Source organism: Streptococcus suis, from assembly GCF_019794615.1.
Taxonomy (GTDB): Bacteria; Bacillota; Bacilli; order Lactobacillales; family Streptococcaceae; genus Streptococcus; species Streptococcus suis_AI.
In genome coordinates this window covers 1-7,477 of the sequence record NZ_JAIMDU010000058.1, presented here as the reverse complement: position 1 = coordinate 7,477, position 7,477 = coordinate 1, and the positions used below count along the sequence as shown (strand labels likewise).

6 protein-coding genes and 1 pseudogene are annotated in these 7,477 nt (G+C 40.6%); all 7 read left to right on the top strand.

All coding sequences use genetic code 11. The features are described 5' to 3' along the window. Positions 1 to 307 precede the first annotated feature (307 nt). A complete protein-coding gene (gene rpsL, locus K6V43_RS11065; RefSeq protein WP_002940030.1) occupies positions 308 to 721 on the top strand; it encodes a 30S ribosomal protein S12 in 414 nt (137 codons plus the stop codon). 16 nt (positions 722 to 737) lie between these two features. Next, positions 738 to 1,208: a 30S ribosomal protein S7 gene (gene rpsG / locus K6V43_RS11060; protein WP_002940031.1), complete on the top strand. Its 471-nt coding sequence runs from the start codon at positions 738 to 740 to the stop codon at positions 1,206 to 1,208. 429 nt (positions 1,209 to 1,637) lie between these two features. Continuing rightward, complete coding sequence (gene fusA, locus K6V43_RS11055) at positions 1,638 to 3,719, top strand: elongation factor G (protein WP_222383125.1); 2,082 nt, start codon at positions 1,638 to 1,640, stop codon at positions 3,717 to 3,719. 105 nt (positions 3,720 to 3,824) lie between these two features. Further along, positions 3,825 to 4,672, top strand: a protein-coding gene (locus K6V43_RS11050; protein ID WP_222383124.1) for an IS630 family transposase whose coding sequence is annotated in 2 segments (ribosomal slippage) — positions 3,825 to 4,128 and positions 4,128 to 4,672 — 849 coding nt in all. Because the reading frame shifts where the segments join, the coding sequence is not laid out codon by codon here. Positions 4,673 to 4,843: 171 nt separating this feature from the next. Then, positions 4,844 to 5,854 (top strand): type I glyceraldehyde-3-phosphate dehydrogenase, encoded by a 1,011-nt coding sequence (gene gap / locus K6V43_RS11045; RefSeq protein ID WP_024392683.1) that lies wholly within the window; start codon positions 4,844 to 4,846, stop codon positions 5,852 to 5,854. 189 nt (positions 5,855 to 6,043) lie between these two features. After that, entirely contained in the window at positions 6,044 to 7,240 is a 1,197-nt protein-coding gene (locus K6V43_RS11040; protein ID WP_222383123.1) for an iron-containing alcohol dehydrogenase, read from the top strand. Positions 7,241 to 7,257: 17 nt separating this feature from the next. Continuing rightward, a pseudogene (locus K6V43_RS11035) lies at positions 7,258 to 7,395 on the top strand (aldo/keto reductase); the annotation flags it as partial. Positions 7,396 to 7,477 lie beyond the last annotated feature (82 nt).

Genomic DNA, 7,477 nt, shown 5'->3' with positions numbered 1-7,477 from the left:
ATTGTCAGTTACCAACTTGTCCCATAGTAAGTTCTACCTTATTTTTTTGTCTCAGTCTAATTTCCAGCTTTTGTGTTAGACTAGAACTTACTTTGAGAAGTTAGCTCTGTGTTTTTCTTGAAAATTTCGATCACATCTATTTGACAATAGGTTTGGGATGTGGTACTATATTAGACGGTACTTTTTACTTTTGGTCTCTCAAGAGTGTACAGGGACGTGCTGACAAATGTTGCAAAAGTACACACAGATAGGGGTTGTCACCAATGCCCTATCACCAAAAATAAAAAATATATACAGGAGAATGTAGATGCCTACAATTAACCAGTTGGTACGTAAACCACGTAAGTCTAAAGTAGAAAAATCTAAATCACCAGCTTTGAACGTTGGTTACAACAGCCGTAAAAAAGTTCAAACAAACGTTTCATCACCACAAAAACGCGGTGTTGCAACTCGTGTCGGAACTATGACACCTAAAAAACCTAACTCAGCCCTTCGTAAATTTGCTCGTGTACGTTTGAGCAACCTTATCGAAGTTACTGCTTACATCCCAGGTATCGGTCACAACTTGCAAGAACACAGTGTGGTTCTTCTTCGTGGTGGACGTGTAAAAGACCTTCCAGGGGTACGTTACCATATCGTTCGTGGTGCACTAGATACTGCTGGTGTAAACGATCGTAAGCAAGGCCGTTCTAAATACGGTACTAAACGTCCAAAAGGCTAAGAAGGGGGAAATATAAATGAGTCGTAAAAATCAAGCGCCTAAGCGCGAAGTATTGCCAGATCCATTGTATAACTCAAAATTGGTAACTCGTTTGATTAACCGTGTTATGTTGGACGGTAAACGTGGTACTGCTGCATCAATCGTTTACGGTGCCTTTGATCAAATCAAAGAAGCAACTGGTAATGATGCACTTGAAGTATTTGAAACAGCAATGGAAAACATCATGCCTGTACTTGAAGTACGTGCACGTCGTGTCGGTGGTTCTAACTACCAAGTCCCAGTTGAAGTTCGTCCAGAGCGTCGTACAACACTTGGTCTTCGTTGGTTGGTAACAATCGCTCGTAACCGTGGTGAGCACACTATGATCGATCGCCTTGCGAAAGAAATCATGGATGCAGCAAACAACACAGGTGCAGCTGTTAAGAAACGTGAAGATACTCACAAAATGGCAGAAGCAAACCGCGCATTCGCACACTTCCGCTGGTAAGATAGGATATTTTAGCGTTAAGCAAATGCTAGCCAAAATAGGAAAAGCGACGAAGAAACTTCAGTTTCTAGGAGATTTTATCTTTTTGGCAGACATTTGTAGCTAAAATTCAACTAATTAAGATACAGAGAACGTGCCTGCCGACGAAAAATAGGAAATCGAAGCAGAATGCTTTTGCATTCAATGAGATTTATCTTTTTTCGTTGACAGTAGGCCGTTCGAGTTCAGTTTCTACATTGGATATATGGAAGTTAATTGAACTTAATCAGATGAAGGAACTTTGTTCAATCATCACAAATCGGATTGAGGCATGCCTCAGCCATTTCACACCATTAGTAAGAAATTAAGCGGGTGGGATTTACCCACTCGCTTTTATTAAAATATGGTATAATCAAAATAGAAATCTAAAAATATAGGAGAACAAACCTCATGGCACGCGAATTTTCATTGGAAAAAACTCGTAATATCGGTATCATGGCGCACGTTGACGCGGGTAAAACGACGACAACTGAGCGTATTCTTTACTACACTGGTAAAATCCACAAAATCGGTGAAACTCACGAAGGTGCATCACAAATGGACTGGATGGAGCAAGAGCAAGAACGTGGTATTACTATCACATCTGCTGCAACAACAGCTCAATGGAACAACCACCGTGTAAACATCATCGACACACCAGGACACGTGGACTTCACAATCGAAGTACAACGTTCACTTCGCGTTCTTGATGGTGCGGTAACCGTTCTTGACTCACAATCAGGTGTTGAGCCACAAACTGAAACAGTATGGCGTCAAGCAACTGAATACGGTGTTCCACGTATCGTATTTGCGAACAAAATGGATAAAATCGGTGCGGACTTCCTTTACTCAGTAAGCACACTTCATGAGCGTCTTCAAGCAAATGCTCACCCAATCCAATTGCCAATCGGTTCTGAAGATGAGTTCCGTGGTATCATCGACTTGATCAAGATGAAAGCTGAAATCTATACTAACGACCTTGGTACAGATATTCTTGAAGAAGATATTCCAGCTGAATACCTTGAGCAAGCTGAAGAATACCGTGAAAAATTGGTTGAAGCAGTTGCTGAAACTGATGAAGAATTGATGATGAAATATCTTGAAGGTGAAGAAATCACAAACGAAGAGTTGAAAGCTGCTATCCGTAAAGCAACTATCAACGTTGAATTCTTCCCAGTATTGTGTGGTTCAGCCTTCAAAAACAAAGGTGTTCAGTTGATGCTTGATGCGGTTATAGACTACCTTCCAAGTCCACTTGACATCCCTGCTATTAAAGGTGTTAACCCAGATACAGATGCTGAAGAAGAACGTCATGCATCAGATGAAGAGCCATTTGCAGCTCTTGCCTTCAAGATCATGACTGACCCATTCGTAGGTCGTTTGACATTCTTCCGTGTATACTCAGGTGTCCTTAACAGCGGTTCATACGTATTGAACACTTCTAAAGGTAAACGTGAGCGTATCGGACGTATTCTTCAAATGCACGCAAACAGCCGTCAAGAAATTGAAACTGTTTATGCAGGTGACATCGCCGCTGCGGTTGGTTTGAAAGATACTACAACTGGTGACTCATTGACAGATGAAAAAGCAAAAATCATCCTTGAGTCAATCCACGTTCCAGAACCAGTTATCCAATTGATGGTTGAGCCTAAATCTAAAGCTGACCAAGACAAGATGGGTATTGCCCTTTCTAAATTGGCTGAAGAAGATCCAACATTCCGCGTTGAAACAAACGTTGAAACTGGTGAAACAGTTATCTCTGGTATGGGTGAGTTGCACTTGGATGTCCTTGTTGACCGTATGCGTCGTGAATTCAAGGTTGAAGCAAACGTAGGTGCTCCTCAAGTATCATACCGTGAAACATTCCGCGCTTCTACACAAGCTCGTGGTTTCTTCAAACGCCAGTCTGGTGGTAAAGGTCAATTCGGTGACGTTTGGATCGAATTCACACCAAACGAAGAAGGTAAAGGATTCGAGTTCGAGAATGCTATCGTCGGTGGTGTGGTTCCACGTGAATTCATCCCAGCGGTTGAAAAAGGTCTCGTAGAATCTATGGCTAACGGTGTTCTTGCTGGTTACCCAATCGTTGACGTTAAAGCTAAGCTTTACGATGGTTCATACCACGATGTCGACTCATCTGAAACAGCCTTCAAAGTGGCAGCATCTCTTGCCCTTAAAGAAGCGGCTAAATCAGCTCAACCAACTATTCTTGAGCCAATGATGCTTGTAACAATCACTGCACCTGAAGATAACCTAGGTGACGTTATGGGTCACGTTACTGCACGTCGTGGTCGTGTTGATGGTATGGAAGCTCGTGGTAACACACAAATCGTTCGTGCTTATGTACCACTTGCTGAAATGTTCGGTTACGCAACTGTTCTTCGTTCAGCAACACAAGGTCGCGGTACCTTCATGATGGTATTTGACCACTACGAAGATGTACCAAAATCTGTACAAGATGAAATCATTAAGAAAAATGGTGGCCATGCATAATTGCTAACCCAGGTAGCTTCGGCTGCCTTTTTCATTTTTTCATTAAAATTTTCATAAATATAGTAAAATGAAACAAAAACAGTACATTTTTGGTATAATGTATTTATGGCATATTCATTAGATTTTCGTAAAAAAGTTCTCGCATACTGTGAGAAAACCGGCAGTATTACTGAAGCATCTGTTGTTTTCGATATTTCACGCAACACCATCTATCAATGGCTAAAATTAATGGAGACTACTGGCGAGCTTCATCACCAAGTTAAGGGAACCAAACCTAGAAAAATTGATAGAGAAAAATTAAAGAACTATCTTGAAGCTCATCCAGATGCTTTTTTGACTGAAATAGCTTCTGAATTTGGCTGTCATCCAACAGCTATTCATTACGCTCTCAAAGCTATGGGATACACTCGAAAAAAAAGAGCTGTACCTACTATGAACAAGACCCTGAGAAAGTAAATCAGTTCCTTAAAGAATTTAATAACTTAAATCACCTGACACCTGTTTATATTGATGAGACGGGGTTTGAGACATATTTTCATCGAGAATATGGTCGCTCTTTGAAAGGTCAGTTGATCACGGGTCAGGTCTCTGGAAGAAGATTCCAGCGGATATCTTTAGTCGCAGGTCTTATAAACGGTGAGATTATAGCCCCGATGACCTACAAAGAAACCATGACTAGTGACTTTTTCGAAGCTTGGTTTAAAACATTCTTACTACCCACTTTAGATAAACCATCTGTCATCATTATGGACAATGCAAGGTTTCATAGGATGAGTAAGCTAAAAGAGTTATGCAAGGAGCAGGGGCATAGACTTTTACCACTTCCTCCTTACTCACCTGAGTATAATCCCATTGAGAAAACATGGGCTCAAATCAAAAAACACCTCAGAAAAGTATTGCCAAATTGCGATACTTTTCTTGAGGCACTTTTGTCCTGTTCCTGTTTCAATTAACTATAGCTTGCAAGACAGAGGTGGCAAATACTTGCAATTTTCGTCAAATAGTTATATAATAATCACGTTGAAAACTTTCTTGTAAGTCTACAAGTTACAATTTTCACAATAGGATTAAAAGGCTTGCCTTTTAAAAAATATAACTCGATTTTCATAAGGAGGAAATCATAAATGGTAGTTAAAGTTGGTATTAACGGTTTTGGTCGTATCGGCCGTCTTGCATTCCGTCGTATCCAAAATGTTGAAGGTGTTGAAGTTGCGCGTATCAACGACCTTACAGACCCAACTATGCTTGCACACTTGTTGAAATATGACACAACTCAAGGTCGTTTCGACGGTACTGTTGAAGTTAAAGATGGTGGTTTTGAAGTTAACGGCAAATTCGTTAAAGTTTCTGCTGAACGCGAACCAGCTAACATTGACTGGGCTGCTGATGGTGTAGAAATCGTTCTTGAAGCTACTGGTTTCTTTGCTTCTAAAGAAAAAGCTGAACAACACATCCACGAAAATGGTGCGAAAAAAGTTGTTATCACTGCTCCTGGTGGTAACGATGTTAAAACAATCGTTTTCAACACTAACCATGACATTCTTGATGGTACTGAAACAGTTATCTCAGGTGCTTCATGTACTACAAACTGTTTGGCTCCAATGGCTAAAGCACTTCAAGATAACTTCGGTGTTGTTGAAGGTTTGATGACAACTATCCACGCTTACACTGGTGACCAAATGATCCTTGACGGTCCACACCGTGGTGGTGACCTTCGTCGTGCTCGTGCTGGTGCTGCTAACATCGTTCCTAACTCAACTGGTGCTGCTAAAGCTATCGGCTTGGTAATCCCAGAATTGAACGGTAAATTGGACGGTGCTGCACAACGCGTACCTACTCCAACAGGTTCTGTAACTGAATTGGTTGCTGTTCTTGAGAAAAATGTAACTGTTGACGAAGTAAATGCTGCTATGAAAGCTGCTTCTAACGAATCATACGGTTACACTGAAGATCAAATCGTTTCTTCAGATATCGTAGGTATCTCATTCGGTTCATTGTTTGACGCAACTCAAACTAAAGTTCTTGATGTAGATGGTAAACAATTGGTTAAAGTTGTTTCTTGGTACGATAACGAAATGTCTTACACTTCACAACTTGTTCGTACTCTTGAGTACTTCGCAAAAATCGCTAAATAATCCTTAGTGAAAATCAAAGAGGCTTCGGCCTCTTTTTTTTTGCGATTACGTTCCCGAAAATCCAATTTTCGAATGAGGCGTGATATACTAATCATATAGTTAACAGTTGAATCTTGGAAAGGATTCGCTGTAATATACTTTTGAGGTATACGAAATGTGTACAATAAGGATGAGTAGAAAGGATAAAAAATGAATAATTTTCGATTACAGATTCCTACAGATATTCGTTTTGGTCGTGACCGTTTGGCGGAATTACCAGAAGTACTAGGAACCTATGGAAAAAATGTTCTTTTGGTTTATGGCGGAGGGTCAATTAAACGTTCAGGATTGTATAACCGTGTGCTAACTTTATTAAATGATCATGGTTTTACTTTTGTTGAATTAGCAGGTATTGAGCCAAATCCTAGAATTGATTCTGTCCGAACAGGTGTAGATCTTATTCGAAAAAACGGTATCGAAGTCATTTTAGCTGTAGGTGGGGGATCCGTTGTTGATGCGAGTAAAGTCATGGCTGCAGGAGCGTTTTATGATGGCGATGCGTGGGATTTAGTAAAGGATAGTAGCTTGATAGGAAAGGCAATCCCTATTGTTGATATTTTGACACTGGCAGCAACAGGTACAGAAATGAACAGGGGTGCTGTTATTTCCAATATGGTCACAAACGAAAAACTTGGTACGGGTGGCTGGGAGTTGATTCCACGGGCATCGTTTTTAGATCCAACTTTGACATACACTGTATCAAAATGGCAAACTGCTGCTGGGGCTGCTGATATGATGAGCCATCTGTTTGAACAATATTTCAATCGAACAGAGGGAGTAGACGTTCAAGATAGTATTGCAGAAGGCTTGTTGAAAACAATTATCAAGCATGGTCCGGTCGCAATAGCTGACCCAGAAAACTATACTGCTCGTGCAAATTTACTTTGGAGTTCTACCTTGGCCCTCAATGGTTTGGTGGCTGGAGGTCGATTAGGCGGTTGGACCTGTCATGCTATCGAACATGAATTATCAGCCTATTACGATATTACACATGGGATTGGTTTAGCGATTTTAACACCAAGATGGATGAAGTTTTGTGTCGATACAGATCCGACGACCCATGCAAAATTTGCAGCTTATGCACGAAATGTGTGGGGATTAGTTGAAGGAACAGAGGAAGAACTGGCCAGACAGGCTATTGCTAAGACCTATTCGTTTTTTGAAAATGAATTAGAAATTCCAATGAAATTATCAGATGTCGGAATTCCGACGCAAGAATTGGTAAGAGTGATGAGTGAACAAGCAGTTCTACATGGGAAACTGGGTGGGAATGTATTTGTGCCCTTAACTGTTGATGATGTTGAGGCAATTGTGCGTGATTCATTTATCCCTATGGAAAAATTTTAGTAAGTGAGGAAAGAAAGATGGAAAAATATACATTAGTCAATGGAGTAGAAGTTCCAAAGATTGGTTTCGGTACATGGCAAATTCCTGAAGGAGAAGTTGTATATCAGAGTGTTAGCCATGCCCTGCAAGTTGGTTATGTTCATGTTGATACAGCGGTAAATTCTCAAAGTAAGTTCTAGTTCCCGTTCTTCCAGAAGTTACTCTGAGAAAACTGCATAAAATCAACAGAATTTAGTC